Annotated in this window: 22 protein-coding genes; 2 read left to right on the top strand and 20 right to left on the bottom strand. The window is 63.8% G+C overall.

The genetic code is table 11. The features are described from left to right. Positions 1-142 precede the first annotated feature (142 nt). The 8 genes from purH to dsbD form a co-directional block, all read right to left on the bottom strand. Positions 143-1,774 carry a bifunctional phosphoribosylaminoimidazolecarboxamide formyltransferase/IMP cyclohydrolase gene (purH, locus tag R3F72_RS03130; RefSeq protein ID WP_332778889.1) on the bottom strand — a complete coding sequence of 544 codons (1,632 nt, stop codon included), beginning with the start codon at positions 1,772-1,774 and terminating at the stop codon, positions 143-145. Between the two features lie 218 nt (positions 1,775-1,992). Continuing rightward, positions 1,993-2,238 (bottom strand): DNA-binding transcriptional regulator Fis, encoded by a 246-nt coding sequence (gene fis, locus R3F72_RS03125; RefSeq protein ID WP_071232932.1) that lies wholly within the window; start codon positions 2,236-2,238, stop codon positions 1,993-1,995. Between the two features lie 59 nt (positions 2,239-2,297). Next, the gene (gene dusB / locus R3F72_RS03120; protein ID WP_332778888.1) at positions 2,298-3,332 is read right to left on the bottom strand and encodes a tRNA dihydrouridine synthase DusB; all 1,035 of its coding nucleotides are present in this window, start codon (positions 3,330-3,332) and stop codon (positions 2,298-2,300) included. A gap of 211 nt (positions 3,333-3,543) precedes the next feature. Further along, the gene (gene prmA / locus R3F72_RS03115; RefSeq protein WP_332778887.1) at positions 3,544-4,443 is read right to left on the bottom strand and encodes a 50S ribosomal protein L11 methyltransferase; all 900 of its coding nucleotides are present in this window, start codon (positions 4,441-4,443) and stop codon (positions 3,544-3,546) included. A 147-nt stretch (positions 4,444-4,590) separates the two neighbouring features. After that, positions 4,591-5,934, bottom strand: a complete 1,344-nt coding sequence (gene accC / locus R3F72_RS03110; protein WP_087717959.1) for an acetyl-CoA carboxylase biotin carboxylase subunit — start codon at positions 5,932-5,934, stop codon at positions 4,591-4,593. Between the two features lie 35 nt (positions 5,935-5,969). Then, positions 5,970-6,437: an acetyl-CoA carboxylase biotin carboxyl carrier protein gene (gene accB, locus R3F72_RS03105; protein WP_071232928.1), complete on the bottom strand. Its 468-nt coding sequence runs from the start codon at positions 6,435-6,437 to the stop codon at positions 5,970-5,972. A gap of 103 nt (positions 6,438-6,540) precedes the next feature. Continuing rightward, entirely contained in the window at positions 6,541-6,984 is a 444-nt protein-coding gene (gene aroQ, locus R3F72_RS03100) for a type II 3-dehydroquinate dehydratase (protein ID WP_087717958.1), read from the bottom strand. 266 nt (positions 6,985-7,250) lie between these two features. Continuing rightward, a complete protein-coding gene (gene dsbD, locus R3F72_RS03095; RefSeq protein ID WP_332778886.1) occupies positions 7,251-9,317 on the bottom strand; it encodes a protein-disulfide reductase DsbD in 2,067 nt (688 codons plus the stop codon). 339 nt (positions 9,318-9,656) lie between these two features. Between dsbD and R3F72_RS03090 the strand changes: the two genes are divergently transcribed. Further along, positions 9,657-10,697 carry a DUF2333 family protein gene (locus R3F72_RS03090; RefSeq protein WP_322529324.1) on the top strand — a complete coding sequence of 347 codons (1,041 nt, stop codon included), beginning with the start codon at positions 9,657-9,659 and terminating at the stop codon, positions 10,695-10,697. Positions 10,698-10,824: 127 nt separating this feature from the next. On the opposite strand, the gene ppa is transcribed toward R3F72_RS03090, so the two are convergent. Beyond that, positions 10,825-11,355 carry an inorganic diphosphatase gene (gene ppa, locus R3F72_RS03085; protein WP_071232924.1) on the bottom strand — a complete coding sequence of 177 codons (531 nt, stop codon included), beginning with the start codon at positions 11,353-11,355 and terminating at the stop codon, positions 10,825-10,827. Between the two features lie 201 nt (positions 11,356-11,556). On the opposite strand from ppa, the gene R3F72_RS03080 reads away from it, so the two are divergent. After that, on the top strand, positions 11,557-13,275 hold the full coding sequence (locus R3F72_RS03080; RefSeq protein WP_332778885.1) for a protein kinase domain-containing protein: 1,719 nt from the start codon (positions 11,557-11,559) through the stop codon (positions 13,273-13,275). Between the two features lie 106 nt (positions 13,276-13,381). Here the strand turns inward: R3F72_RS03080 and R3F72_RS03075 are convergent, their stop codons facing one another. From R3F72_RS03075 to gatC, 11 genes are all read right to left on the bottom strand, one after another. Next, positions 13,382-14,665 carry a TRAP transporter large permease gene (locus R3F72_RS03075; protein ID WP_071232922.1) on the bottom strand — a complete coding sequence of 428 codons (1,284 nt, stop codon included), beginning with the start codon at positions 14,663-14,665 and terminating at the stop codon, positions 13,382-13,384. Continuing rightward, entirely contained in the window at positions 14,662-15,303 is a 642-nt protein-coding gene (locus R3F72_RS03070) for a TRAP transporter small permease (protein ID WP_071232921.1), read from the bottom strand. The genes R3F72_RS03075 and R3F72_RS03070 overlap by 4 nt, the downstream gene beginning before the upstream one ends. Positions 15,304-15,315: 12 nt before the next feature. Then, positions 15,316-16,347 (bottom strand): TRAP transporter substrate-binding protein, encoded by a 1,032-nt coding sequence (locus tag R3F72_RS03065; protein ID WP_442978322.1) that lies wholly within the window; start codon positions 16,345-16,347, stop codon positions 15,316-15,318. Between the two features lie 478 nt (positions 16,348-16,825). Continuing rightward, complete coding sequence (locus R3F72_RS03060; protein ID WP_087717952.1) at positions 16,826-17,650, bottom strand: HpcH/HpaI aldolase/citrate lyase family protein; 825 nt, start codon at positions 17,648-17,650, stop codon at positions 16,826-16,828. A 70-nt stretch (positions 17,651-17,720) separates the two neighbouring features. Continuing rightward, a complete protein-coding gene (locus R3F72_RS03055) occupies positions 17,721-18,920 on the bottom strand; it encodes a CaiB/BaiF CoA transferase family protein (protein ID WP_332778884.1) in 1,200 nt (399 codons plus the stop codon). Positions 18,921-18,969: 49 nt separating this feature from the next. Next, positions 18,970-20,319, bottom strand: a complete 1,350-nt coding sequence (locus tag R3F72_RS03050) for an MmgE/PrpD family protein (RefSeq protein ID WP_303853419.1) — start codon at positions 20,317-20,319, stop codon at positions 18,970-18,972. Positions 20,320-20,343: 24 nt separating this feature from the next. After that, on the bottom strand, positions 20,344-21,531 hold the full coding sequence (locus R3F72_RS03045) for an acyl-CoA dehydrogenase family protein (RefSeq protein ID WP_332778883.1): 1,188 nt from the start codon (positions 21,529-21,531) through the stop codon (positions 20,344-20,346). Continuing rightward, positions 21,528-22,406, bottom strand: a complete 879-nt coding sequence (locus R3F72_RS03040) for an FAS1-like dehydratase domain-containing protein (protein ID WP_256961048.1) — start codon at positions 22,404-22,406, stop codon at positions 21,528-21,530. The genes R3F72_RS03045 and R3F72_RS03040 overlap by 4 nt, the downstream gene beginning before the upstream one ends. 395 nt (positions 22,407-22,801) lie before the next feature. Next, positions 22,802-24,253 carry an Asp-tRNA(Asn)/Glu-tRNA(Gln) amidotransferase subunit GatB gene (gene gatB / locus R3F72_RS03035; protein ID WP_332778882.1) on the bottom strand — a complete coding sequence of 484 codons (1,452 nt, stop codon included), beginning with the start codon at positions 24,251-24,253 and terminating at the stop codon, positions 22,802-22,804. Next, on the bottom strand, positions 24,253-25,710 hold the full coding sequence (gene gatA, locus R3F72_RS03030) for an Asp-tRNA(Asn)/Glu-tRNA(Gln) amidotransferase subunit GatA (protein ID WP_087717949.1): 1,458 nt from the start codon (positions 25,708-25,710) through the stop codon (positions 24,253-24,255). The genes gatB and gatA overlap by 1 nt, the downstream gene beginning before the upstream one ends. 186 nt (positions 25,711-25,896) lie before the next feature. After that, a complete protein-coding gene (gene gatC, locus R3F72_RS03025; protein WP_332778881.1) occupies positions 25,897-26,187 on the bottom strand; it encodes an Asp-tRNA(Asn)/Glu-tRNA(Gln) amidotransferase subunit GatC in 291 nt (96 codons plus the stop codon). Positions 26,188-26,254 lie beyond the last annotated feature (67 nt).

Here is a 26,254-nt window from a genome sequence, read left to right as displayed (position 1 = left end):
GCTTCGAGCTTCGAGCTTCGAGCTTCGAGCTTCGAACTTCGAACGAAGAACGCCAGCGACAATGTCGCTGGCGTTCTTCGTTTCACAGTCACGCTGTTTTTCGCGGCTCGCGGCTCGCGGCTCGCGGCTCGCGGCTCGCGGCTCAGTGTCGGAAGTGGCGCATGCCGGTAAACACCATCGCGATGCCTGCTTCGTTGGCGGCGGCGATCACTTCCTCGTCGCGCATCGAGCCGCCGGGCTGGATGACGGCGGTGATGCCGGCGGCGGCGGCGTTGTCCAGGCCATCGCGGAAGGGGAAGAAGGCGTCCGATGCCATGACGGAGCCTTCGACCTGCAGGCCGGCGTGTTCGGCCTTGATGCCGGCGATGCGGGCGGAGTTGACGCGGCTCATCTGGCCGGCGCCGACGCCGACGGTCTGGCGGTTCCTGGCGTAGACGATGGCGTTGGACTTGACGAACTTGGCGACCTTCCAGGCGAAGACGAGGTCGTGCAGCTCCTGCTCGGTCGGCGCTCGCTGGGTGACCACCTTGAGATCCTCGGCGGCGATCATGCCGGTGTCGCGGCTCTGTACCAGCAAGCCGCCATTGACGCGCTTGTAGTCCCAGCCTTCGGCGCTCTTCGCGGGCAGCTCGCCGCACTCCAGCAGGCGCACGTTGGTCTTGCTGGCGACGGCTTCGCGGGCTTCCGCCGAGATGCGCGGTGCGATAATGACCTCGACGAACTGGCGCGCGACGATCGCGCTGGCGGTATCGCCGTCCAGCTCGCGGTTGAAGGCGATGATGCCGCCGAAGGCGGATTCGCTGTCGGTTGCGAAGGCGAGGCCGTAGGCCTTGCGGATGCCGCCGTCGGCTTCCGGCACCACGGCGACGCCGCAGGGGTTGGCATGCTTGACGATCACGCAGGCCGGCTTGGTGAAGGACTTGACGCACTCCAGCGCTGCATCGGTATCGGCGACATTGTTGAAGGAGAGCGCCTTGCCCTGGAGCTGTTCGGCGGTGGCAATGCTGGCTTCCTGCTGGCCGGGCTCGACCGTGCCTGACTCGACCGTGCCCGATTCAATGTAAAACGCGGCTTTCTGGTGCGGGTTCTCACCGTAGCGCATGCCTTGCTTCTTGGTGAACTGCAACGACAGGGTGCGCGGGAAATCGGGCTCGCCGTTACCCACGCGCTGGCCGAAGTAGTTGGCGATGGCGGCATCGTAGGCAGCGGTATGCTCGAACGCCTTGATTGCCAGGTCGAAGCGGGTCTTGTGGCTGACGCCGCCCTCATGGCTGGCCATGTCCTTCAGGATGCGGGAATAGTCGTCGGCGCTGACCACGATCGTGGTGTGCTCGTGGTTCTTGGCGCAGGCGCGAACCATCGTCGGGCCGCCGATATCGATGTTCTCGACCGCGTCTTCCAGCGTGCAGTCCGGCTTGGCGACGGTCTGCTCGAACGGGTAGAGATTGACCACGACCATGTCGATGGGATCGATGCCGTGTTCCGCCATGACGGCGTCATCCTGCCCGCGCCGGCCAAGGATCCCGCCGTGAATCTTCGGGTGCAGCGTCTTGACCCGGCCATCCATGATCTCCGGGAAACCGGTGTGGGCCGAGACTTCGGTCACGGCGATGCCGTTTTCCTGGAGCAGGCGGTAGGTGCCGCCGGTCGAGAGCAGCTCGACGCCGCGAGCTGCCAGCTCACGGGCGAAGTCGACAACGCCGGTCTTGTCGGACACGCTGAGCAGTGCGCGACGGATGGCCCGGGGGGCAGTAGAAGCAGAATTTTGAGACATGCCAGTCCACTCTTTTTTACGGCGAGACGGTTGACGATGAGACGGCTGGCGCCCAGGGCATCGCCCGTCCGGATAGGCTCCGCTGGAGCGAAGCGAAGGAGATTCGGGTCAGGTCGTACGGTCGTGTCATTGTTTCGGATCGTGCCGGCTGGGTCGAATCATCATGGTGGATCGAACCGCGCCGCTGGATCAATCGCATCGCTGGATCAATCGCACCGTTAGATCAAATCGTACTGCTTGAGCTTCTTGCGCAGCGTGCCACGGTTGAGACCGAGCAGTTCGGCAGCGCGGGTCTGGTTGCCTTCGACGTTGCGCATCACGACCTCGAGCAGGGGCGCTTCGACTTCCGCCAGTACCATGGTGTAGAGATTCGAGACGGATTCCCCCTCGAGGTGCGAAAAGTAGCGCTCCATGACGCGCTCGACGCACTCTCGCAACGTCGTGTGAGACAGCGCATCGGGCATCTGAAGAGGATCGACCTCGGATGGGGATTCTCCATCGAGGGCTAAAGGCTGCCGGCTATTCATGCTGCGTGGGTTCCGTTACCGATCGCGGCGGCGTCACCGCGAAAGAGTTCATGGAGAAACTCGAATTGTTGCGTGGCCTGCTCGAGACGATTGAAACGGGCACGGTGTTCGCGGCCGGGGTCACGCGCGGCGAGATACCAGCCGACATGCTTGCGGGCGACTCTGACGCCGAGATAGTCGCCGTAATGCTCATGCAGCGCGCGCAGGTGACGTTGCATGGTGGTGGCGATCTCTTCCGCGCTGGGCGGCGCATGTTCGCGGCCGGTACGCAGGTAATGCTCGATCTCTCTGAACAGCCACGGGTTGCCCTGGGCACCGCGGCCGATCATCACCGCATCGGCGCCGGTGTAGGCCAGTACTTCGGCGGCGCGTTGCGGCGTCGTGATGTCCCCGTTGGCAAAGACCGGTATCGACACCTGCTGCTTGATCGCGGCGATGGTGTCGTATTCGGCCGTCCCGGTGTAACGCTGCTCGCGAGTCCGGCCATGCACGGCCAGCGCGGCGATGCCGGCGTCCTCGGCAAGCCTGGCGACACGTTCCCCGTTGCGGCTCTCGGCGCACCAGCCGGTGCGAATCTTCAGCGTGACCGGAATGTCGACTGCCGCCACCACGGCGTCGAGAATGTCCGCGACCAGCTTCTCGTCTCGCAGCAGGGCAGAGCCCGCCGCCTTGTTGCAGACTTTCTTGGCCGGGCAGCCCATGTTGATGTCGACGATCTCGGCGCCGGCCTCGGCGTTGAGTCGTGCGGCTTCGGCGAGCATCTGCGGGTCGCCGCCGGCGATCTGTACCGAACGTGGCCCCGGCTCGCCGCGATGGATCATGCGCTGGCGAGACTTGCGGGTATGCCACAGCCGACTGTCGGAGGTCACCATTTCCGACACCACCAGCCCGGCGCCCAGCTCGCGGCAAAGCTGTCGGAAAGGACGATCGGTTACCCCGGCCATGGGGGCCAGAATCACGCGGTTGGGTAGCGTGTGATGGCCGATGCGGGGTAACGGGCGATCGGTCTGCGGTGACACCAAATCACGCATCGTTACATAGGCTCAGGCAAAACGGGGAGGCTATGATACCGATCACCCCGGCGTTGTTGAAGCGCTGTTTGTCGACTCGCGACCTAAGCCGTAGCGCGCAGAGGTACCGCATGAAACGCTTTCAGGCGTGGGCAATGCCGCATGAATGTCTTCACAGCCGGAGGGCCGAGACAGCCGGAGGGCCGAGACGAGGGAGCGGCTTTACAAAACCTCAGCCCGGCCGGTGCCCGGTCAGCAGAACCCAGCCCTCTTTTTCCTGCGGCTCGTCCATGAGAATTCCCTGGCCGCGATAGGCATCCAGCACCGATTCCGCCTGGGCGGCGAGGATGCCCGACAGCGCCAGCTGGCCGGCGGGCCGGACCCGGGCGGCGATCGTCGAGGCCATGTCGATCAGCGGCCCGGCCAGGATGTTGGCGACGACGATCTCGAACTCGCCCCGACCGATCTTTTCCGGGTAATCGAGGATCAGGCTCGCCTCGTCGATCTGGTTGCGTTCGGCGTTGTCGCGGCTCGCCTGCAGTGCCTGCGGGTCGATATCGACACCGACGGCGGTATCGGCTCCCAGCTTGAGCGCGGCGATGGCGAGAATGCCGGAACCGCAACCGTAGTCGAGAATCTGTCGTCCGGCGAGATCCTGTGCGTCCAGCCAGCCGAGGCAGAGTGCGGTGGTGGGGTGGGTGCCGGTGCCGAAGGCGAGGCCGGGGTCGAGCAGCAGGTTGACCGCATCGGGATCGGGCGCCTCGTGCCAGCTCGGCACGATCCACAGGCGCTGGCCCATGCGCAGCGGTTCGAAGCCGTCCATCCATTCGCGCTCCCAGTCGCGATCGGCCAGGAGCTCGTACTCGATCTGCGGCGCCGGGTCGTCGGGCAACTGCTCGGCCCACGCGCGCTGAACGCGTTCGATCATCGCCTCGACCTCGTTGAGGTCGTCGTAAAGCCCCGTGAGTACGGTTTCCGACCACAACGGCGTCGTGCCGCGGTCGGGTTCGAACACCGGCTCGTCGTGGGCGTCCTGCAGGGTAATCGCGCTGGCGCCCTCGGCAAGCAGCAGTTCTTCCAGCCATTCGGCCTGCTCGGGGGCAATGGATGCCTTGAGTTGTAGCCACGCCATGGGTAGCTCTCCCGGAATGAAGTTTGTGCTCTGTCTGCATGAGCCGGGCTCGCCGGTTTCAGGCAGAGCCTGAGGATCGAGTGAAGATCAGGACGAAAACGGGGCGGCCTTCGAAGGATAGGCCGCCCCGTCGTCAATGCTCGGAACTCAGCTCAGCCCGAGCTTCTTTTCAAGGTAGTGGATATTGACCCCACCACGCTGGAAGGCGCTGTCACGCACCAGATCCTTCTGCAGATCGATGTTGGTCTTGATGCCTTCGACCAGCAGCTCGTCCAGCGCATTGCGCATCCGCACCAGGGCTATTTCGCGATCCGCCCCCCAGGTGATCAGCTTGCCGATCAGGGAGTCGTAATGCGGCGGCACGCTGTAGCCAGTGTAGATGTGGGAATCCATGCGTACCCCGAGACCGCCCGGCGGGTGGTAGAGATTGATCTTGCCGGGGGAGGGCATGAAGGTGCGGGAGTCTTCGGCGTTGATGCGGCACTCGAAGGCGTGGCCGCGCAGTTCGACATCTTCCTGACGGATCGACAGCGGCTGACCGCAGGCGATACGCAGCTGTTCCTTGACGATATCGACGCCGGTGACCATTTCGGTCACGGGGTGTTCGACCTGGACGCGGGTGTTCATCTCGATGAAGAAGAACTCGCCGTCCTCGTAGAGGAATTCGAAGGTGCCGGCGCCACGGTAGTTGATCTCGATGCAGGCGTCGGTACAGGCCTTCAGCACCTTGGCGCGCGCTTCCGGGTCGAGATGCGGTGCCGGGGCTTCCTCGAGCACCTTCTGGTGGCGACGCTGCAGCGAGCAGTCACGATCGAAGAGATGGATCGCGTTGCCTTGACCGTCGGCCAGCACCTGGACTTCCACGTGGCGCGGGTTCTCGAGGAACTTCTCCATGTAGACGGTGCCGTCGCCGAAAGCCGCTGCGGCTTCGGAGCGCGTCACGCTGGCCGCCTTGGCGACTTCATCATCGTTGCGCACCACGCGCATGCCGCGGCCGCCACCACCGGCTGCCGCCTTGATGATCACGGGGTAGCCGATACGGCCGGCGATACGACGGATCTCGGCGTCGTCGTCCGGCAGCGGGCCGTCGGAGCCCGGCACCGTCGGCACGCCCGCTGCCTTCATGGCGTTGATCGCGCTGACCTTGTCGCCCATCAGCCGGATGGTCTCGGCGCGTGGCCCGACGAAGGTGAATCCGGAGCGCTCCACCTGCTCGGCGAAGTTGGCATTCTCGGCGAGAAAGCCGTAGCCGGGGTGGATGGCGCTGGAATCCGTCACCTCGGCCGCGCTGATCAGGGCCGGGATGTTCAAGTAGGATTGCGCCGAGGAAGCGGGGCCGATGCAGACGGCTTCGTCTGCCAGGCGCACGTGCATCAGCTCCCGGTCGGCCTTGGAATGAACCGCCACGGTCTTGATCCCCAGCTCCTTGCAGGCGCGCAGGATGCGAAGGGCGATCTCGCCGCGGTTGGCGATGAGTACCTTGTCCAACATGATGGTTTCGCTCGTGTGGCCCTAGTGGAAGATGATCAGTTGATGATGATCATCGGCTGGTCGAATTCGACCGGCTCGCCATCCTCGACCAGGATTGCTTCGATCACGCCATCCTTGTCGGCTTCGATCTGGTTCATCATCTTCATCGCTTCGACGATACACACGGTATCGCCTTTCTTGACGCTCTGGCCGACTTCGACGAACGCCTTGGCGCCCGGCGCCGGGGAGCGGTAGAAGGTGCCGACCATGGGCGAGGTCACTGCGTGACCGGCAGGCTGGGCCGGTGCCGCGTCGCCGGCTTCGGCAACCGGCGCGCTCGGTGCCGCTGGCGCGGAAGGTGCCATCGGCTGCTGCTGTTGCATGACCATTGGCTGCTGCATGGCGCCGAAACCGTTAGGGTGGCGGCTAATGCGCACGGACTCTTCGCCTTCCTGGATCTCGATTTCGCTGATGTTGGACTCTTCCAGGAGTTCGATGAGTTTCTTGACCTTGCGTATATCCATGGCGATGTCTCGGTTTGGTTGAATGCGATAGTTGGATATGGAAGTCGGATATGACAGTAGCGTGCGACGCGTGTCGCTAAACGTCCGCTGGCGAAAAAAGGGATCAGTCTCGATCCAGCTGCCTGAACGCGGCATCCAGCGCCAGCACGTAGCTATCGGCGCCGAATCCCGCGATGACGCCACGGGCGACGTCGGAGAAATAGGAATGTGAACGAAACGGTTCGCGCGCGTGCACGTTGGAAAGGTGCAGTTCGATGAACGGGATGGCGACACCGGTCAGCGCGTCGCGCAGGGCCACGCTGGTGTGGGTGAAGGCGGCCGGATTGAGCAGGATGAAATCGATGTTCTCCTGCTTCGCGCGGTGTACTCGCTCGACCAGTTCATGCTCGGCGTTGGACTGTAGCCAATCCAGTTGATGGCCGGCGCTCAGTGCGCGCTCGGTCAAGCGAATCCGGATGTCCTCCAGGGTGGTCGTGCCGTAGACCGCCGGCTCGCGTGTGCCGAGCAGATTCAGGTTGGGACCGTTGAGAACCAGGAGTCTAGCCATGACTGTCCTTGCGCTGTTAACCCTTTCATGGATTGTCGAGATCGCGTCACTTTGTTGCAAGATGGCGTCTCGGCGCACCGTTTTCGTTGGTGTCGAAGTTTGCCGAAAAATGCTGAGAGTGTCCACCCTCACCATCGAACGATGTTCGTTAATACCTGGTTTCCATTGCCGAGGGTTAACGGCGCAGAACCATGAACCAGGAGCTGCGAACTAAGAACTGAGAACTGAGAACTAAGAACTAAGAACTAAGAACTGAAAGCCAAGAACTAGGAACCGGACGCCACTGAAGAGCGGTCATGTGCCAGCCGCTTCACCGCATCCAGATGGCGAGTCAGCGCTTCGGCGTCGACTTCTCCCTGGATGCGGGCCCGTCGAAGCTCCGTGCCGTCGGCGAAAAACAGCAGCGCCGGTGGCCCGAACAGCTGGTAGTGATCGAGCAGCTCACGGCTTGCGGTGGTGTCCTGGGTCACGTCGGCGCGGATCAATGTGAAATCCGCCAGGCGTTCGGCCACGGCCGGCGCGGGGAAGACCGTCTGCTCCATCACTTTGCACGAGATGCACCATTCGGCGCTGACATCGACCATGATCGGCCGCCCGCTGGCACGCGCCGAGGCCAGTGCCGACTCGAGCTGGTCGAGGTGATTGACGGTCCGGAAGGCCAGGTTCGACGTTTCCGAAGACGCCTCGGCGTTCGATCCCGGCAAGGGGCGCAGTGGATCGCCACTACCCTGGGCCGCGCCCCAGACCATCGCCACGCCCCACACCAGCAGTACCCAGCCGGCCGCCTGGCGCACCCGCGGCCAGCCACCGCCGATCTGTCTATCCAGCGCGCCCAGGGCCAGCGCGCAACCCAGCGTCAGCGCTCCCCACAGCAGCAAGACCGCCGGTGCCGGCAGCAGGCGCTCGACCAGCCAGATCGCGACGCCCAGCAGCATCACGCCGAACAACGCCTTGATGCCTTTCATCCAGGCGCCGGCGCGGGGCAGCCACTGCCCGCCGAAAGTCCCGACGAGAATCAGCGGCACCCCCATGCCGGCACCCAGCGCGAGCAGCGCCAGTGCGCCGCCCAGGGCGTCGCCGGTGGAGGAGATGAAGACCAGCGCGCCGGCCAGCGGTGCGGAAACGCAGGGTGACACCACCAGCACCGACAGGGCGCCGGCCGCGGCCAGGCCGAGCGGGCCGCTGCGCTGCATTCGGCCTTGCCAGGTATCGACCCGCTGGCTAATCCCGTTGGGAAGCCGCAGGTCGAACGCGCCGAACATCGCCATCGCGAAGAGCACGAAAAGCAGCGCGAAGGGGACCAGTATCCAGCCGGATTGCATCCGCGCCTGGAGATTGAGCGAGGCGCCGAAGACGCCCATCAGCGTGCCGAGCAGCGTGAACGTCGAGACCATGCCGATCACATAGCTCGCCGATAGTAGCAGCGCCCGCCCGCGACGCGCGTTCTGGCCCACGATGATGGAGGTCAGGATCGGCAGCATGGGCAGCACGCAGGGGGTGAAGGTCAGCCCTAGCCCCGCGAGGAAGAAAAGCCCCAGCGTGCTCGCCCCGAGGCCTTCGCGGAGCAGGGATTGAAATTGGCCATCGGCGGTGGCGACCGGCAGCGCGTTGCTCTCGCTGGCTGAAGCGGGAGACAGAGCCGCCGTTGGTCTGGACGTGTCGGGGATAGACGTGCCGGAGATAGACCTGTCGGGGATAGACACTTCGGGAGCGATGGCCGAATTCGAGAGCGGTTCGTCCCCGGGCGATGCGGAGAAAGGATCGCGGGTGGCCTCGGGACCGGATGCCGGCGATAGGATCGGCGAGGCCTTGGCGTCACGGCTGGCATCGCGATAGGCGGCGGGCGGCGGCCCGGCCTTGGCGGTCAGCGACCAGTGCTCGGGGGGATAACAGAGCCCCGCATCGGCACACCCCTGGAAGGAGAGCGTGATCGGTATCGGAGCCTGGGAGGCGAGGTCGTCACCGCCGGCCAGCGGCGCGCTGATCTCGACCTGATCGTAGAAGACATGGACATCGCCCAGATATTGATCGTGCTTGAACTGGCCGGGCGGGATCCTGAACGATCCCAGCGCGATTCCGGGTTGGCGACTTTCCAGGCCGAAGCGATGACGATAGAGATAGTAGCCGGGCTGGTTGCGGATGCCGACGTAGACCCGTTCGTCGTCATGCCAGGCGTAGGCATGAAAGGCCTGATCGACCGGCAGGAACTCGTTGCCGCCGCGAGCGGAAAAGGCGGCCTGATTCGAGGAAGCGGGAGAGTCCTGTGCCTGGGCAAGGGCTGCCAACAGGCAGTAGCCGAGCACCAGGAGGCATCCGTAAAAGCGTGACGTCAAAACATGAATTCCTGACAGCGATGAAAGCGCAGACCTGGCGTGCCCGCTCATGGTGAATCCGAGCATGCCGCCCGCCTTGTTGCTCGTTCGTGCGTACCTGTCACGTTCGTAGTCGCGAAAGGCGAATGACGCTTTGATCGCATGGGGCGAGAAAAGTGCCGCGGCGACAGCGCAGTAGGCCGATATGCAGCGAAAGACGGGCTGCGTGTGACGGGGAGCATGATAGGATAGAGTCAATCCTATCCCAACCCTGTTTCCGTTGACGCTGGCTCTCTGCGCCGGTTTTTACAACTGATCGTCACAACCGGTTTTCACTCTCAGCAATCACAAGGATCGTCCATGGCCCTGTTTCGCAAGAAGGCGCCGCTATCGCGCACCGAGGTTCTCGAAACGCCCCAGTACGGCTGGATCTGGAAGCCGCTGGTGGCACTGGTCGTCATCTATCTGCTGGTCTGCATCGTCCTCGGCATCTGGTGGAGCTGGACCCCGTCACCGACAGATCCCAGGCAGGCGGTCCAGATGCAGCGCGGCTTCCCGCAGAGCGTGGATACCGGCGGCAATGACGCCCAATCGCCGCCGGCCACCGCGCCAGGCGAGGCGCTTCTTGCCAGCAACATCTCGATTCTCGATACGCTGCTCGACAAGCCCGGCGGCTACCTGCGCAACGATGTGATGCCGCCCGGGTTGTGGCTCGACAACATGCCCAACTGGGAAGCCGGTGTGACCCGGCAGGTTCGCGATGCGGTGGCCCTGCTGGGCGAATCGCTGAGCGTGGGCGATGCGCCGCTGACGCAGGCCAACGAATCGCTCTCCGGCGATCTGGAAAGCTGGCGCTGGCCGGCCTCCGAAACCGTATTGCGCGCGGCGCGCAACAACCTCGGCGAAGCCTTCACCGCCGTGGAGAACGCTGCCGGCCCTGGGGCGCCCAATCAGGACGCTGCCGCATCGACTGACGCACCCGCTTCGCTCGATGCTTCGGCGCTCTCCGACTGGCTGGCACAGGTTCAGCAGCGCCTGGAAACCCAGACCCGGCAACTGGCTGCCAACGTCGGCCAGTCGCCGAATGGCGATGAGCAGGACGACAGCACGCCGTGGCTGCGAATCGACAATGTGTTCTTCGAGGCTCGCGGCACCACCTGGGCGCTGGCGCAGCTGATGCAGGCTGCCAGAATCGATTACGCCGATGTCATCGAGAGCAGCGGCGTCGGCGCCGATTTCGATCAACTGGTGGCGGAGCTGGAAAGCTCCCAGGCGCGGGTCTGGAGCCCGGTCATTCTCAACGGCTCCGGATTCGGGCTGTTCGCCAACCACTCGCTGATGATGGCCAACTACACGGTGCGGGCGTCTCAGTTGGCCGAGAAGATCCGCAATCAACTTTGAGCCTGACCTGAACGGCCTATGAGCCGTAACGCAAAACGCCGCCCCGGTTTCGATGCCGGGGCGGCGTTTTTCATCGTTTCATCAGAGCCTCGAGCAAAAGCCGAGGCTCGACGAACGGTCGCGGCGCTTACTCGTTCTCGTAGGCGGCGACGGCCTTCTCGATGGCCTTGCGGGCGGCGTCGGCGCCGTCCCAGGAGTCGATCTTGACCCACTTGCCTTTCTCGAGATCCTTGTAGTTCTCGAAGAAGTGAGCGATCTGCTGGCGCAGTAGCTCGGGCAAATCGGTGACTTCGTGGACATCGTTGTAGAGCGCGCTCAGCTTCTCGTGGGGCACGCAGACCAGCTTGGCATCTTCGCCGGCCTCGTCGGACATGTTCAGCACGCCGACCGGACGGGCGCGGATCACGCTGCCGGGCTGGACCGGATAGGGGGTGACGACAAGCGCGTCGAGCGGGTCGCCATCATCGGCCAGGGTGTTCGGAATGAAGCCGTAGTTGGCCGGGTAGAACATCGGCGTGGCCATGAAGCGGTCGACCACCAGCGCGTCCATGTCCTTGTCGATTTCATATTTGATCGGCGCGTGGTTGGCGGGAATCTCGATCGCCACGTACACGTCGTTGGGGAGATCCTTTCCGGCGGGAATCTTGTCGAAACTCATCGTTGAGTCCTTGCGGTTTGCAGGTTGAACACCAGCGGGCGAAAATCGGGGGAATTATACGAACTGGCTAGGCCGATTACCAACCTGGGCATTGACCTCCGTCCATGCGGGTTAGCCGATGCCGAGGTGTCGTGCCGCTTCGGTCGTCGATTCGAGGTTGCCCGATCACTCGCCGTTCGTCGATCCATTGGGAGAAAGCCGTTGTCCAAGAGTTCGCTGTCACTGACCTACGGCCAAGCCTTCGTCGCGCCGGACCTGCACCGTCATCGCAGCTCGATGTCGGTGCAGATCCCTCAGGGCGAGCAGTTGTTCTCCAAGGGAGGCTGCGCGCTGATCAGTGATTCCACCTGGCGCAACTCGATCGCCAAGCAGGCCGGCGATCTCAGCGTGAGGGGCTTTCTGGCCGACTACTACTCGACGCCGGATCACTGGGACATCAAGACCTCGGCCACTCGCGTGCTGCGGGCGCTGAACAGCTGGTGCCACAGCCAGAGCGGCTATATCGAAGGCGGCAGCTACATCTGCTCGCTGTCGGCGATGATCTTTCATCAGCACGATGCGCATCTCTTCCACATGGGCGATACCCTGGTCTATCGAATCCGCGGGGCGGAGTTCGAACAGCTGACCCGCGACCATGTCACCGACCTGGGCGGCTATCGCTATCCTTCGCGGGCGCTGGGGATGGATGGTCATGTCGATATCGACTACTCCACCTTTCCTCTCAAGCAGGGCGATCTCTTCCTGTTCATGACCCAGGCCGTCCGCGGCACGCTGGTGCCCTCAGAGTACGTGCAACTGATCCGCGCCGATGTCAGCGATCTCGACGCCGCCTGCGAACGGCTGGCCGAAGCCGCCAACCAGCGTGCCATCGAGCGGGGCTACAACGCCAACCAGTTCTGCTTCCAGCTGGTGAGGGTCGATCGCCTCTCCGACGACGAACCGGACGAACAGCCCCGCGTCTTTCATCATCTGCCGGTGCCGCCGGAGCTGGCCAAGGGCGAGCGTCTCGATGGCCTGGAAGTCGTCGAGGTGCTGTCGCGCACTGCCAAGGCGCGTCTCTACCATGTGCGGGATGTGCGCAGCGGACGCGACATGGTGATGAAGGCGCCGAGTCCGGAGCTTTCGACCCGTAACGTCTATCTCGAACACTTCGGCCTGCAGCAGTGGGTCGTCGAACGCGTCAACTCGCCGTTCGTGGTCAAGGTGATGGAGCCGGCCAGAACGCGCCGCTATCTCTACTACCTGATGAGCTACGTCGACGGCGAAACGCTGACCGAATGGCTGAGAAGGCATCCGCAGGCCAGTCTCGACCAGCGGCTCGACATCGCGCGGCAGCTGGTCAAGGCGGTACAGGCGCTGCATCGTCACGATGTGCTGCATCAGCATATCCACCCGAACAACATTCTCATCGACCGACACGGCAATCTGGTGCTGACCGATTTCGGCGCCTGCCACAAGCGCGAAGGCGATGCTCAGGGCGAGGCGCGCCAGCTGGCGCGTCAGGTCGGCCTGACCGAGCACAGTGCGCCGGAGTACGCGCTGGATACCGAAGTCGGTCGGCGTAGCGACCAGTATTCGCTGGCATCCACCGTCTACTGGATGCTCACCGGGCATCTGCCTTACACCCTGCTGCCCAACCATCTGCGCAGCCATACCGATCTGGAGCAGATGACCTATCGCCGCGCCCAATTGAGCAATCCGGCGATCAGCACGGATCTCGACGACGCACTACGGCGCTCGCTCGATCCGCTGCGTGCGTTGCGGTTCCGGCGGCTCACGGAGCTCGCCTACCATCTGCGGGCGACCCCCAAGGGCGACGACGAAAGCCGGCGCCCGCCGTGGCGGGAGCCGGCGAACGTGTGGCAGGCGATCGCCACCGTACTGCTGCTGTTGCTGATTCTTTCCTGGTGGTTCAAGTAGCGATGTGACCCATGTGGCTGGGCTAGCCGGGCGATGGCATGCTCAACGAAGAGGGCGCCGTGATGGCGCCCTCTGTGGTTGCGTTGTGTGATCCTCTTCCAGTTCGCTAAGGCATGCCCAGCCAGTTGGGCAGGCCCAGCGACAGGAATGGCACGTAGGTGACCAGCAGCAGGAAGCCGAGCAGCAAGAACAGCCAGGGGGAAGCCGCCCGGATCGTGCGCGTCAGCGGCATGCCGGTAACGGCGGAAGCCACGAACAGGTTCAGACCCACCGGCGGCGTCACCAGGCCGATCTCCATGTTGACCACCATGATGATGCCGAAATGGATCGGATCGATGCCCAGTTGTGCCGCCACCGGGAACAGGATCGGCGCCAGGATCAGAATGATCGCCGACGGCTCCATGAACGATCCTGCTACCAGCAGCACGATATTGACTACCAGCAGGAAGGTGATCGGCGAGAAGCCCTGATCCACGACCCATGCCGTGATCGTCTGCGGGATCTGCTCCGTGGTCAGCACATGGGCGAACAGCATCGCGTTGGCGATGATGAACATCAGCACCACCGACAACTTGGCGGCGTCGAGCAGCACGCCCGGGCACTGCTTGAAGGTGATGTCCCGGTAGACGAACAGGGCCACGAAGCCGGCGTAGACGGCGGCTACCGCCGCAGCCTCGGTGGGCGTGAAGAAGCCGCCGTAGATACCGCCGAGCACGATCACGATGGTCAACAGCCCCCAACTGGCCTTGCGGGCCGTGGAGAGAAATTCACCGATCGAGGGGCGGGGCAGGGCCGGCATCTTCTTGACGCGGGCGACGATATAGATCGCCACCATCAGGATCAGGCCCAGCAGCAGCCCGGGCACGATACCCGCGACGAAGATCTTGCCGACAGAGCTTTCGGTGACCGTGGCATAGACCACCATCACGATCGACGGCGGGATCAGGATGCCTAGCGTCCCCGCGTTGCAGACGATGCCGGTGGCGAAATCCTTGGTGTAGCCGGACCGCGCCATCCCGGCGATGACCACCGAGCCCACTGCCGCGACCGTCGCCGGGGAGGAGCCGGAAAGCGCCGCGAACATGACGCAGGAGAGTACCGAAGCGATCGCCAGGCCGCCGCGAATGTGCCCGACACAGGCGTTGGCGAAATTGATGAGCCTTCTTGCCACGCCACCGCTGGTCATGAAGGCGCCGGCGAGAATGAAGAACGGAATCGCCAGCAGCGTATAGTGCTCTGAGGTCTCGAACAGCTTGATCGCCAGCGAGCTCAGGGAATCCTGGCTGAACAGCAGGATCGTCAACGAACTGGCAATGCCCAGCGAGAATGCGATCGGCACGTTGAGGAAGAGTAGGCCGAAAAGCACCACGAACAGAAAGGCGATGGTCATGCCGACTTCTCCTCAGTGCTGGCTTCTTCCTTGAGCTTCAGGGCGTCCGTGGACTCGTTGCTCAGTTCCATGGTGATCTGCTTGCCGCGCAGCATGCGCACCAGCACCTCGATCAGGCGTATCAGGACCAGCGTGAAGCCGATCGGCACGATGATCGTGATATGCCATTGCAGCACACCGTACTGGTCGAGATCCTCGGCCCCGATCCGCGCGCGCATCAGTGCCTGTACCCAGGTGTAGCTGGAGACGGCGAACAGGGCGGTGTAGGCGATGCAGATCAGGCATGTCAGGATGCCCACGGCGCGTCGCAGACGCTCCGGCAGCAGCCGGACGAGCAGGTCGACCCCGATGTTGGCACCGATGCGCACGATATAGGCAATGCCCAGGAAGATCAGCCAGGCGAAGCACGCCTTGGTCAGGGCGATGCTCCAGGTCATCTCCTGGGCCAGATCGATGATGAAATCACCGATCGCGAAGAGCGGCGTTTCCGCGAACGGGAACAGGTCCGCCGCATCGTAGAAGACGGTATAGAGGTTGTTGACCATCACGTAGCTGAAGGTCACCAGGGTCATGAGGGCGAGGAGGAAGGCCACCAGGCCCTCCTCCAGATGCGCCCAGGCACGCAGGAAACGTGTCATGGTTCGGCTCGATTACTGACTGGTTTCAGACGGGGTGGTGTCGGACTGGTTGGCGCTATCGGCAGCGTTGATCAGGTCTTCACCGATATCATCCTGGAACTTCTCCCACACCGGGCGAACCGCGTCGCGCCACTCTGCACGCTGTTCGGGGGTCAGTTGAATGATCTCGCTGGTGCCGGCATCGACGATGGACTGCTTGGCATCCTGGTTGAGATCGTAGGCCTGCTTGTTCACCTTCTGTGTGACGTCGGCCAGGATCTCTTCCAACTGGGTTCGAATGTCATCCGGCAGCCCGTTCCAGAAGTCAGCGTTGGTAATCACCATGTAGTCGATGATCCCGTGGTTCGACTCGGTGATGTACGGCTGCACTTCGTGCATCTTCTGACTGTAGATGTTCGACCAGGTATTCTCCTGACCGTTGACCACGCCGGTCTGCAACGCCTGATACACCTCGCCGAAGCTCATCTTGCGGGGGACGGCGCGAAGCTCCTTGAACTGTTCGTCGAGCACGTCCGAGGCCTGCACGCGGAACTTGAGGCCGCGGGCGTCGCCGGGTTCACGCAGCGGCTTGTTGGCGGAAAGCTGCTTCATGCCGTTGTGCCAGTAGGCGAGACCCTGGATGTTGCGATCCTGCATCGAGTCGAGCAGGCCCTGTCCCTCGTCGGACTGCTGGAAGCGGTCGACGGCGTTGATATCGTCGAACAGGAACGGGAGATCATAGAGCTGCAGGCTGGGGCTGTACTGCTCGAACTTGGCGAGCGAAGGCGCCAGCATCTGCACGTCGCCGAGCAGCAGGGCTTCCATCTCCTTGCCATCGCCGTAGAGCGACGAGTTGGGATAGACCTCGACCTTCACGCGGTCGCCCAGCTTCTCTTTCACTTCCTCGGCGAACATCTTCGCGCCCTGGCCCTTGGGCGTGTTCTCGGCCACGACGTGGGAGAACTTGATGACGATGGGATCCTGCGCCTGAGCGCTAGCAACGCCACCCATCAGGATGGCAACCCCGATCGCGCCAGCCACGGTTTTTGGATTGATGAGAGACATGGCATTTCACTCCTGAGTTTGTTCTGTCGTCTTGGCGTCTTTGAAGACACCTTATTGGCGATGCCATGCGGAGTATGCGGAGAATTACATGGACTCGTATATTCAACCTTTGGCGGGAGTCGAGGCGCTGAAAATCAGGGAAGATAACATCGTTTTCTGGTTTAAAAAGTTTAAAAAGTCGATATAAGATAGGGCGATGTAATTATTTTTGCGTCGCTTTGAGAATTAAAAATCCATTAAATTCAATGATTAACATTGATTATGGAATATCGAAAAGGCGGCGTCGCCGGTATTGTCGTCGATCTAAATGCGGGGTTGATGAGCCGAGGGGAATCGAAAATATTCCGGCAGGTTGCGCTGGTGGAAAAACGTCTCGTGACGGAAATTGACCGTCGTCCCCGTTGCGTGGAGAGCCGGACGTTCGAAGAGCCGGAAGTCGAACGGAAATACTCCTCCCGACTTCCGGCAAAATCCGGGTTCAGCCCCGTTTCGCGCTGGCGATGAGCCGGCGGGCACGGGCCATGACCGGCGCATCGATCATCTGGCCGTCGATCTGGCCGGCGCCAGCATCGCGTTCGGCGGCTTCGAGTACGCGTGTCGCCCAGGCCAGCTGGTCGACGGTGGGCTGGAAAGCATCGTTGACCACCGCAACCTGACGCGGATGAATGCAGAGCATGCCGCTGAAACCCATCTCGACGGCCAGCCCGGCAGCGCGTTCGACGACGGCCATGTCGCGAAATTCGGGGTGTACTGTCTCGATCGGTGCCGCAAGTCCGGCCAGGCGCGATTGCAGCAACAGCTGGTAGCGGGCCTGATTCAAGATCCAGTCGCCGCCTTCGCTACCCGGCTCGATCCCCAGATCCAGGCCGAGGTCCAGCGCGCCGAAGCTCAACTGCACGACGCCGGGAGAGCGGGCGAGCTCGGGCAGTGCCTGCAAGCCCCTGGCGCTTTCGATCAGTGGCATCAGCGCCAATCCTAGGGTGCCAGCCTGGGCGAGTGCCTCGGTCGTCTCCGCCTTGGGCACGACGAGGCCGGCGATGCCGGGCCGATCCCGGCACAGCGCCAGATCCGCGTCGAAATCGGCGGTATCGGCGGCATTGATGCGCACCCAGACGGCCTTTTCCGGCGCCTGGTCGAGGAAGGCTTCCAGCGCGCGGCGCGCTTCCGGCTTGGCTTCGGGGGCGACGGCATCTTCCAGGTCGACGATGACGATGTCGGCACCGCTGCCGAGCGCCTTGGGGATGCGTTCGGGACGATTGGCCGGCACGAACAGTGCCGAGCGGGGCAGGGTGGTCGAGGTCATGGGCGCATTTCCTTGTGTGAGCGGATGAGGGCGAAGGCGAAGGCTATAGAGGGATAACTCGTCGGTCCGCTCAGATCGTACCGGCCTGGCGCAGCTTGTCCACGTCCTCGTCGGCATAGCCCAGCTGCTTGAGAATGGCCTCGCTATGCTCGCCGAGCGCGGGGACGGCATCCATGCGCGGCTCGTATGCCGCGTTGCGTCCGGGCGGCAGCGCTGCCGGCACCTCTCCGCCGGGCGTCATCACGCTACGCCAGCGATCCCGCGCCGCCAGCTGCGGATGCTGCCACACGCCCGCCATGTCGTTGACGTGGGCGTTGGCGATCTGAGCGCTTTCGAGACGCTCGATCACCTGCTCTGCGCTGAGTTCGGCAAAGACTTCGTCGATCAGCGCGCGCAGCGCGGCACGATTCTCGGAGCGCTTGAAGTTGGCATCGAAGCGCTCGTCCCGGGCCAGCGCCGGTTGCTCCAGTACCTTCTCGCAGAACAGCTGCCATTCGCGCTCGTTCTGCAGACCGAGCATGACCGTGCCGCCGTCGCCGGTGGGGAAGGGGCCGTAGGGATAGATCGTCGAGTGGGACGCGCCGGCACGAGGCGGCGGGGTTGCGCCGTCGAAGGCGTAGTACATTGGGTAGCCCATCCATTCGACCAGGCTCTCCAGCATCGAGACGTCGATGTGCGAGCCTTCGCCGGTACGCCCGCGCAGCAGCAATGCCGAGAGGATGTTGCTGTAGGCGTACATGCCGGCGGCGATGTCGGCGACCGAACAGCCCGCCTTGGCCATTTCGTCCGGCCCGGGGCCGCCGGTGACGGAGAGAAAGCCCGCTTCGCTCTGGATCAGCAGGTCGTAGGCTTTCTTCGTCTCGTAGGGGCCGCCCTCGCCGTAACCGGAGATATCGCACACGATCAGGCGTGGAAACCGCGCGTGCAGCGTGTCGAAGTCGAGCCCCATGCGGGCGGCGGCGCCGGGTGCCAGGTTCTGTACCAGCACGTCGGCTTCCGCGAGCAGGTCGGAGAGGATCGGTTCGGCAGCGTCATGCTTGAGGTTGAGCGTCAGGCTCTCCTTCGACCGGTTGGTCCAGACGAAGTGCGAAGAGAGACCGTGGACGCGCTCGTCGTAGCCGCGGGCGAAGTCGCCGACGCCGGGGCGCTCGATCTTGATCACCCGGGCGCCTTGATCGGCGAGCTGCCGCGTGCAGAAAGGGGCGGCGATGGCGTGCTCGAGACTGACCACGGTGATGCCGTCCAGCGGGCGAGGGGGTTGAGCAGTCATGGCAGATCCTGTCCGGAAAGCGGAAATTCGATAGGGGTAAGGAGCCGGGTCACAGTAGCGGTTCGAGACGGTCGAGCGCCGGCAGGTTCCAGGCGTGGGCAATCAGTTTGGCGGTTTCATCGTCACTGGCCGCGCCCGAGAACGTCACGAGACGGCGGAACTTGGCCTCCAGTTCGTCCCGGCTCAGGGTGTTGCCCGGGTCGCCCTTGGGTTCGTCGATCGCTGCGCTCAACTGGCGGCCGTCGCGGGTCGTGACGTCGATCCGGCCCAGCCAGCGGCGCGGGTAGGCCGCATCCACCTCAGGGTCCAGCACCATCGACACCCGCCGGCGGAAGTCGGCTACGGCCTCGTCCTGCAGCGCATGGTCGCGGAAGCTGGCCAGGCTGGCATCGCCGTGGACGGCGATCAGCCCCAGCACGCTACCCATCGAGAACTTGGCCTGGTGAATGGTGCGAGGGTCGGTCACGGGGCCGAGTACGTCGATCGCGGCCTGATGCACTCTGGCCGTGACGGTTTCGATATCGTCATGAGCCAGGGCTTCTCGCTGCATCAGGGCCAGCAAGGCGTCCGCTGCCGGATGTGTGTGCCGGCAGGAGGCATGGAACTTGAACGAGGTCTCGACCAGCGCCCAGCGTTCGCCGAGCCGATCCGTCAGCCGGTCGAGATCGGCATCGGTGGACATGCCGGCAGCCATGCCTTGGGGGCCTTCGAGAACATGTCGGGCGCCCGTCAGGCCGCTGTGGGTCATGTAGGCGGCGAGCAGGCCGTCGGATGCGGCCTTGGCAGTGTGGAGCTGCTTGGAGTCGGCGGCGTCGCGCAGAAACTCCCACAGCCCGGCGGCCTGGGTACCGGCGCTGCCAAGCAGGTTCACGAAGCCGTCGGTGTCGAGCTTCATCAACTTGCCCGCGGCCACGGCGGCAGCCAGGGTGCCGGCGGTGCCGGTGGTGTGGAAGATGCGGTAATGGGAGCGGCCGAGAAACTCGCCGACCCGAATCCCCGCTTCGTAACCGGCGACGGCGGCGGTGATCAGATCCTGGCCACTGCAACCCAGATCCTGGGCGGTCGCCAGCGCGGCGGGGAACACCACGGTGGCGGGGTGGAGCACGGAGCTGTTGTGCAGGTCGTCCTGCTCGACCACGTGCGAGGCGGCGGCATTGACGAAGGCGGCGAAGTGGGACGACGTCATGCGGCGGTCGGTCAGCTGCTGGCAGCCGCCGTCGCTCGGGCCCATGAGCTGGCTGTAGCGCTCGAACAGCGGGATCGGCGCGTGATCCTTACCCGCCAGGGCCGAGCCCAGCCAGTCGAGGTAGAGCGCCTGGCAGCGTTCGACAACGTGGCCGGGCAGTTGCTCGTAACGAAGTTCGGCCAGAAACGCGGCCAGGGTTCGGGTGGCATCCATGGTCATTCCCTCGCGGTTACGGCGTCAGAACGAACGTGGCAGATCGAGCAGATGCTCGGCCACGTAGGAGAGAATCAGGTTGGTGGAGATCGGCGCGACCTGATAGAGCCGGGTCTCGCGGAACTTGCGCTCGACGTCGTACTCGGTGGCGAAGCCGAATCCGCCGTGGGTCTGCAGGCAGACATTGGCGGCTTCCCAGGACGCCTTGGCCGCCAGGTACTTGGCCATGTTGGCGCTGGCGCCGGCCGGCAGGCCCGCGTCGAACTCCTGGCAGGCGCGCCAGCGCATCAGGTCGGCGGCTTCCACCTCGATATGCGCCTCGGCGATGGGGAACTGCACGCCCTGGTTCTGGCCGATCGGCCGGTCGAAGACGATACGCTCGTTGGCGTAGCGGCTGGCCTTGTCGATGAACCAGCGGCCATCGCCGATGCACTCGGCGGCGATCAGGGTGCGCTCGGCATTGAGCCCATCGAGAATGTAGCGGAAGCCCTTGCCTTCCTCGCCGATCAGGCTATCTGCCGGCAGCTCGAGGTTGTCGAAGAACAGCTCGTTGGTCTCGTGGCCGACCATGTTGGCGATCGGCTGGACCGTCATGCCGTTGCCGATCGCCTGGTGCAGGTCGACCAGGAAGATCGACATGCCTTCCGACTTGCGCTTGACCTCGGCCAGCGGCGTGGTGCGGGCGAGCAGAATCATCAGGTCCGAATGCTGGATGCGCGAGATCCACACCTTCTGGCCGTTGATGACGTACTTGTCGCCGCGCTTCACCGCCGTGGTCTTGATCTTGGTGGTGTCGGTGCCGGTGGTGGGCTCGGTGACGCCCATCGACTGCAGGCGGAGTTCGCCGCTGGCGAGTTTGGGCAGTATCGCGCTCTTCTGGGCCTCGCTGCCGTGCTTGAGCAGCGTCGCCATGTTGTACATCTGGCCGTGCACGAACCCGGCGTTGCCGCCACAGCGGTTGACCTCCTCGAGGATCACGCTGGCCTCAAGCAGACCCAGGCCGGAGCCGCCGAACGCCTCGGGGATCATCGCGCCGAGCCAGCCGGCTTCGGTCAGCTCGGTCACGAACTTTTCGGGGAAGCCCTGGACTTCGTCGATCTGGCGCCAGTACTCGCCATCGTACTGCTGGCACAGGCTGCGCACGCCGTCGCGGATCGCTTCCAGCGCCTCGTGGTCGATCGGATCATGGCTCATGGTCGGGGGCTGGTTCATGAGTGTGTCGGCTCCTGGGGTTCGGCGCTGTCGTTATTGTGGAATTCGACCGTGGCGCGCTGCGCCGGTCCGTCCGCGTTGCCTGCCGTCAGCTCGGCACGGCCGGCGTCGGTTATCCGTCCGGTGGTCTGGAAGGGCTTGTTGGCGATCAGCGGGCGCAGGCCGCGATATTCCAGGCGTGTGGGCCGGGCTTGGGGGTTGGCCTCGCAGAAGGCTTGCAACTGGAGCGTGGCGATCAGCGGCCCATGCACCACGAGGCCCGGATACCCCTCGGTGTCGGTGACGTAGGGCCAGTCGTAATGAATCCGGTGGCCGTTGAAGGTGACCGCCGAGTAGCGGAACAGCAGAACCGGATCGGGCTCGATGGTCTGCGTCCAGTCCGCGGCCGGCATCGGTTCGTCGAGCGACAGCTTGGGCGGTGCTGGCTGGCGGTAGACGATGTCCTGTTCTTCGCGGATGGCGAGCTCGCCAGCCTGGTAATAATCGTGTTGCACGGTCACGAACAGCAGCGAGCCGGTGCGGCCGTGCTTCTCCTGGATGTCGGTCACCGTCGAGGCACGCTCGGCTTCGATGCCCGCTTTCAGCGGCGTCAGGAACGCGAGCCGCCCGCCGGCCCACATGCGGTTGCGGTCGTCTGCCGGGGGCAGAAAACCGCCGCGGGTCGGATGACCGTCGCCGCCCAACTGATCGCCAGGGAGCGGGTTCTGGAAGAAGGCCCAATGCCACAGTGGCGGCAAGGGTTCGCCCGGGGCCGGGCAGGGTTTGCCGAAGGTGGCGGCGACGCGGGCGACCAGCGCACTGTCGAGATGATCCGTGCTCTGTTCCCGATTGCCGATCCAGCGTTCGAGCGTGTTGTGGGGCATGCTGTCGGACATGAGGCTATCCACCAGTCTCGTAAGGTGTCGCTAGCATGGCCGGACTCGATTCCCGGCGAAATCTGTCTTTCGTGGCAGGGGGCTTTGGTTTTGCTGAATACGACTTTTGGCGTAGCTCATCGAGCGCCAAAGTTGGCGTGATACTCGTGTCGATAGTCCTCGGGCCATGAAACGAGACGAGTCATGAAACGAGGCAGACAGTGAAACGACGCGAAGAATAAACCGAAGCGAATAGTGAGAAGAGGGGAAGTGAAGCGGATGGCAGGAAAAGGCGGGCAGCGAGATGAAGGGTAAAACGCTGGCAGTCACCGAAGACTGACGATCATGAATACCCACAGAGGCCGGCGGCTTTCACCGTCGGCCTCTCTTTCAGTGTTGGCTGGTCGCTACGGCGCTCAAGCCTCGTCCAGCTTCTGCTTGAGCAGGCCGTTGACCTGCTGCGGGTTGGCGGTGCCGCGAGAGGCTTTCATCACCTGGCCGACGAAGTAGCCGATCATCTTGCCGCGCTTCTCCGGGTCGGCTTCGCGGTACTGCGCGACCTGAACCGGGCTGTCGGCGATCACCTGATCGATCATCGCTTCGATGGCCCCGGTATCCGTGACCTGCTTGAGGCCGCGGGTGTCGATGATCTCGTCGGCGCTCGCGCCTTCGTTGTTCCATAGGGCGGCGAAGACCTGCTTGGCAGCCTTGCCGTTGATGGTGTCGTCGAGCACGCGGCTGATCAAGCCACCGAGCTGTTCCGGCGTCACCGGGCTGTTACTGATGTCGATATTCTCGCGGTTGAGATGCCCGGAAAGTTCGCCCTGGACCCAGTTGGCGGCCTGCTTGGCGTCACCGCAGACGGCCAGTACGGCTTCGAAATATTCGGCCATCGGGCGCGTCGAGGAGAGCACGCCGGCATCATAGACGGATAGTCCCAGCGAATTCTCGAAGCGGTTACGTTTCTCGGTGGGCAGCTCCGGCAGCGTCGAGCGCTGGTGCTCGATGTAGGCTTCGTCGAGCATCACCGGCAGCAGGTCGGGGCAGGGGAAGTAACGGTAGTCGTTGGCTTCCTCCTTGGTCCGCATGCTGCGGGTTTCGTCCTGGTCCGGATCGTAGAGCCGGGTTTCCTGAACGACCTTGCCGCCATCCTCGATCAGCTCGATCTGGCGTTCGACCTCGAATTCGATCGCGCGCTCGACGAAACGGAAGGAGTTGACGTTCTTGATCTCGGCGCGGGTGCCCAGCGTCTCCTGCCCTTTGGGGCGGACCGAGACGTTGACGTCGCAGCGCATCGAGCCCTCGGCCATGTTGCCGTCGGAGATACCCAGATACGTGACGATGGCGTGAATCGCACGGATGTAGGCTACCGCTTCCTTGGCCGAGCGCATGTCGGGCTCGGAGACGATCTCCAGCAGCGGCGTGCCGGCGCGGTTGAGGTCGATGCCACTCATGCCATGAAAGTCTTCATGCAGAGATTTTCCGGCGTCCTCTTCCAGATGCGCGTGATGAATGCGAATGCGCTTGCGCACGTCGTCATCCAGCACGATTTCCACTTCGCCCTTGCCGACGATGGGCTGGGCCATCTGGCTGGTCTGGTAGCCCTTGGGCAGGTCGGGATAGAAGTAGTTCTTGCGCTCGAACAGCGAAGTCTCGGGGATCTCGGCATTGATCGCCAGGCCGAACTGAACGGCCATCGCCACGGCGCCTTCGTTCAATACCGGCAGTACGCCCGGCAGGCCCAGGTCGATGGCGCAGGCCTGGGTATTGGGCTCGGCGCCAAAGGCGGTCGAGGCGCCGGAGAAGATCTTGGATTGGGTGGCGAGCTGGACGTGGACTTCCAACCCGATGACGGTTTCCCACTGCATTAGGTTGTCTCCTGATCGGTCGGGTGCCGACGGTGCCAGTCCGTCGCCTGCTGGAACTGATGGGCCACGTTGAGCAGTTGGCTTTCGGCGAAATGCTGGCCGAGGATCTGCAGGCCGATCGGGCGCTTGCCGGCGAACCCGGCCGGCACGCTTATACCCGGAATGCCGGCCAGGTTGATGGCGATGGTGTAGATATCCTGCAGGTACATCGAGACCGGGTCCTTCTTGGCGCCCAGGTCGAATGCCGGCGTTGGTGCGGCCGGCCCCATCAGGACGTCGACCTCCTCGAAGGCGTCCACGAAGTCCTGCCGGATCAGGCGGCGAACCTGCTGGGCCTTGCGGTAGTAGGCGTCGAAAAAACCTTCGGACAGAGTGTGGGTGCCGATCAGAATTCGGCGCTTGACCTCGTCACCGAAGCCCTCGGCGCGGGTACGCTTGTAGAGATCCTCGAGATCGACCGGATTCTCGCAGCGATGGCCGAAGCGCACGCCGTCGTAGCGCGATAGGTTGGAGGAGGCTTCCGCCGGGGCGATGACGTAGTAGGCCGGGACGGCCAGATGCGTGTGCGGCAGGCTCACCTCGCACACCTTGGCGCCGAGGGATTCGTAGACGCGAATCGCCTCGCGGATGGCGCTTTCGACCTCGGCATCGAGCCCGTTGCCGAAATACTCTTTGGGCAGGCCGATCTTGAGTCCGTCCAGCGGCGCGTCCAGCTCGGCGAGATAGTCCGGCACCACGCGGGCGACGCTGGTGGAGTCGCGCAGGTCATGCCCGGCGATGGCGCCCAGCAGGTGGGCGCAGTCTTCCGCGCTCCGGGCCATCGGGCCGCCCTGGTCGAGACTCGAGGCGAACGCGATCATGCCGTAGCGGGAGACGCGGCCGTAGGTCGGTTTGAGCCCGGTAATGCCGCAGAAGGCGGCGGGCTGGCGAATCGAGCCGCCGGTGTCGGTGCCCAGCGCGGCGGGGGCCAGGCCGGCAGCGATGGCGGCGGCACTGCCGCCGGACGAGCCGCCCGGTACGGCGGTGCGGTCCCACGGATTCTTCACCGGGCCGTAGAAGCTCGATTCGTTCGACGAGCCCATGGCGAACTCGTCCATATTGGTCTTGCCGAGGCTGATCATGCCGGCGGCTTCGAGTTTCTCGACCACCGTGGCGTTGTAGGGCGCCTGGAAGTTGTCGAGCATCTTCGAACCGCAGCTGGTACGGATGCCCTGGGTACAGAAGATGTCCTTGATCGCCAGGGGCAGGCCGGCGAGCGCCCGTGAATCGCCCTTGGCGCGGGCCTGGTCGGCGGCATCGGCGGCGCTCAGCGCCTGGTCACGAGTGACGGTAATGAAGCTGTTGATGTCGCCATCCAGCCGCTCGATGCGGTCGAGCAGGCTGGTGGTCAGCTCTCGACTGGAAAAGTCGCCGGCCTTGAGCCCTTTGGCGAGCTCTGTGAGCGTCATATGGTGCATGGGGTCGCAGTTCCCTGAATCAAATCGCTACGCAGAATGGGGGGCGAATGGTGCCGGCCCATCGAAGAAATGGCGCCGAACCTGATCGTCTCGCCATCGGCGTCGAACTTGTTTGTCGGTTCATGACGTCGAACTCGTTCGGCTATTCACGGCGTCGAACTTATTCGGCTACTCATAGCGTCGAACTTATTCGACGACGCGCGGTACCAGATAGAGACCATCGGCCGTTTCCGGCGCACAGGCCTGGAAGGCTTCGCGCTGGTTGGTCTCGGTGACTTCGTCCGGTCGCAGACGCTGAGTGGCGTCGAGCGGGTGAGACAAAGGGGCTACGCCTTCGGTGTCCACGGCCTGCAGGCGGTCGACCATTTCAAGAATCCGGGTCAGGTCGTCGACATAGCCGGCCGCTTCGGCGTCGCTGTTGAGACCCAGGCGTGCCAGATGCGCTGCGCGCAACACGTCCGAGTGTTCGATTGCCATGTAGTGAAGGTCCTCTCGTTGGGACATCGCGTCGTTGGTGTCGAAGACGCCGCATTGGCGGCGGTTC

Source organism: Salinicola sp. 4072 (assembly GCF_036663415.1).
GTDB classification, from domain to species: Bacteria; Pseudomonadota; Gammaproteobacteria; order Pseudomonadales; family Halomonadaceae; genus Salinicola; species Salinicola salarius_A.
The sequence above is the reverse complement of the archived record's forward strand: the minus strand, read 5'-3'. Positions and strand labels throughout refer to the sequence as shown.